The organism is Pseudomonas sp. Leaf127, assembly GCF_001423155.1.
GTDB lineage: Bacteria > Pseudomonadota > Gammaproteobacteria > Pseudomonadales > Pseudomonadaceae > Aquipseudomonas > Aquipseudomonas ovata.
This window is the reverse complement of record NZ_LMOA01000015.1, coordinates 1-3,199: the sequence shown is the minus strand read 5'-3', so window position 1 is coordinate 3,199 and position 3,199 is coordinate 1. Positions and strand designations below refer to the sequence as shown.

General features: G+C 47.7%; 2 protein-coding genes and 2 pseudogenes. All 4 read left to right on the top strand.

Annotation, left to right across the window (positions count from 1 at the left end; genetic code table 11):
- Positions 1 to 284: 284 nt before the first annotated feature.
- Entirely contained in the window at positions 285 to 989 is a 705-nt protein-coding gene (locus ASF84_RS10635; RefSeq protein WP_056838059.1) for a hypothetical protein, read from the top strand.
- A gap of 561 nt (positions 990 to 1,550) precedes the next feature.
- Positions 1,551 to 1,835, top strand: a pseudogene (locus ASF84_RS10620) (permease); the annotation flags it as partial.
- Between the two features lie 506 nt (positions 1,836 to 2,341).
- Positions 2,342 to 2,779 carry a permease gene (locus ASF84_RS10615; protein WP_162241254.1) on the top strand — a complete coding sequence of 146 codons (438 nt, stop codon included), beginning with the start codon at positions 2,342 to 2,344 and terminating at the stop codon, positions 2,777 to 2,779.
- A 1-nt stretch (position 2,780) separates the two neighbouring features.
- Positions 2,781 to 3,199 (top strand): annotated as a pseudogene (locus ASF84_RS29055) (hypothetical protein); the annotation flags it as partial.

Here is a 3,199-nt window from a genome sequence, read left to right as displayed (position 1 = left end):
CAGGTTATCGTCACCCATCGCACGATGCTGAATCTGGGCTTCGAAGCCCGCTTCCCCAACAAAGAACTGTTCGAGCAATACCTCGCCTTCCTGCGCACAGCCCTCCCACCCTCCGCCATATTCACTGAAACGGTCTGGAAGTGGTGAGAAAAAATAATACAGACTTGGCGATTGAAACGAAACCAATCATAAAGACCTCAAGGTTCACATACAGGTTTACCAACCTTCTCCAACAGACACCCATCGACCCGGAAAAACATAAACTCACACTCAAAGATCCGACAATGAAGACATCAAATATAAACACCGAAAACATTGAAGCACCAGACATCTCCAACCCCCACCACAGCATCATGAAATGGTCTATAAAAACATCCACCCTCCCTCCAACAACCAAGCGAGATATATACATTATCTTCTTAGGCATACCATTAGCGATTGGCGCCTATATCACATGGAGAATGCGAAATAGCCTCATTGAAGATTTCGATCTATGGCTAAGCCTTTGCTTATCCTTGACAATCCTAGGAATAATCCCTGTTGCCATGTTCATGCAAAAAACCGCTTTTGATTACATCATTCATCCTGACCGGGGCGAAGTTGAACATCAACTTTACTTCCCCAATTTTGCAGAGGGCCTTTTTAAAGGAGTCGCAACAGTCGCTATTCTTATGTTCGTCGGCGCTGCCATTCTCACAGGTTCCTTGCTCTTCCTGTTTGGTCCTGCCGCCGTTGCAGTCGGCTCAGCCATGAAGCTGATGAACTGGGAAAAACCTCCTGTCGAGAAAGAAAAGAGCATGCCATGGCGCAACCACCACTTTGTGACAGTTGATCGAAAATACCTGATCATCGTGGTACATACCACTGACATTACTACCGGATTCAAAGCCCGCTTCCCCAACACAGAGCTGTTTGAGCAATACCTTGCCTTTTTATATACCGCTGTCGCGCCAAACGCAGAATTTACTGAAAAAGTCTGGGAGTGGTGAGATGCACAACAATAAAGAAAAAACCCCTCATTGCGACGCCGTACGCTTTTGCTGGTCCATCAAGGTATCAAGAGCCACCCCTTCAGACAGGCAGATGATATATGGACTTTTCTGGGGCATCCCCTTGATTGTATGCCTTATAACAACCTGGAACATGTGGGGATCCATCGCTGAAAACCTGGACACTTGGTTAATGATCTGCGTCTCCATGATGCTCATAGGGCTATCCTTCGTGGCCATGATGCTGCAAAAAACCGCCTTCAACTATAAAATTTATGCCCATCAAGGCGAGGTTGATTATCAGCTGTATTTCCCCGACTTCGCAGGCGGTCTTTTCAAAGGAATCGCAACAGTCATTATTCTCATGTTCGTCGGCGCTGCCCTGCTCACAGGCTCCTTGCTCTTCCTGTTTGGCCCCGCCGCCGTTGCAGTCGGCTCAGCCATAAAACTAATGAATTGGGAAAAGCCCGCTCCAACGCATGAGGTAAGCATGCCATGGAGCGATCACTATTTCGTTACCGTCGACCGTACATACCTGATAAGCGCAGCCGAGGCCGGCGNTTGCTCTTCCTGTTTGGTCCTGCCGCCGTTGCAGTCGGCTCAGCCATAAAACTAATGAATTGGGAAAAGCCCGCTCCAACGCATGAGGTAAGCATGCCATGGAGCGATCACTATTTCGTTACCGTCGACCGTAAATACCTGATCATCGTTGCACACCACACAGACACCACCATTGGTTTCAAGGCACGCTTTTCTGATAAGGCGCTCTTTGACCAGTACCTGGCCTTTTTACGTACTGTCGTCGCCCCGCATGCAGAGTTCACTGAAAAAGTCTGGGAGTGGTGAGATGAACTAAAAAACTGAAATCTGGCGATTGAAACGAAACCAATCATAAAGACCTCAAGGTTCACATACAGGTTTACCAACCTTCTCCAACAGACACCCATCGACCCGGAAAAACATAAACTCACACTCAAAGATCCGACAATGAAGACANCCTCAAGGTTCACATACAGGTTTACCAACCTTCTCCAACAGACACCCATCGACCCGGAAAAACATAAACTCACACTCAAAGATCCGACAATGAAGACACCAAATATAAACACCGAAAACATTGAAGCACCAGACATCTCCAACACCCACCACAGCATCATGAAGTGGTCTATAAAAACATCCACCCACCCCCCTCAACCAAGCGTGAAATATACATTATCTTCTTAGGGATACCATTGGCGACTTGCATCTATATCACATGGAGAATGCGAAACAGCCTCGTTGAAGACTTCAACCTATGGCTAACCCTTTGCTTATCCCTAATGATTCTTGGCTCACTTCCTGTCGCCCTACTAATGCAAAAAACCGCTTTTGATTACATCATTTATCCTGACCGGGGCGAGGTTGAACACCAACTTTACTTCCCCAATTTTGCAGGGGGCCTTTTTAAAGGAGTCGCAACAATCGCTATTCTTATGTTCGTCGGCGCTGCCCTGCTCACAGGCTCCTTGCTCTTCCTGTTTGGCCCCGCCGCCGTTGCAGTCGGCTCAGCCATAAAACTAATGAATTGGGAAAAGCCCGCTCCAACGCATGAGGTAAGCATGCCATGGAGCGATCACTATTTCGTTACCGTCGACCGTACATACCTGATCATCGTTGCACACCACACAGACACCACCATTGGTTTCAAGGCACGCTTTCCTGACAAGGCGCTCTTTGAGCAGTACCTGGCCTTTTTACGTACCGTCGTCGCCCCGCATGCAGAGTTCACTGAAAAAGTCTGGGAGTGGTGAGATGCGCAGTACCCAGCATAAAGAAAAAAACCACAAAATACATATATTCCAATGGACTACAAAAACCATTAACCAACCACGAAGTGATATTCATGGTGCATTTTACTTCTGTTTCGGCACACCCATAATTTGCATAAGCGGTCTGACGTGGTGGCTGTGGCCCGAAATGGAAATCATGTTTGGTTTTTGGTTAGGCCTGTGCATGGCAACCATCGTTTTCCCTATGATATTCCTGGCCATTCTCCGACAAAAAACTGTGTTCCACTATAAAATCCAACTCGACTACGGTGAGGTGGAACATCAACTCTACTTCCCTGACTTTGCCAGCGATCTGTTTCAGGGCATTGCCGCTTTTGCCATTCTGATCTTCGTCGGCGTCGCCCTGCTCACAGGCTCTCTGCTCTTCTTGTTCGGTCCCGC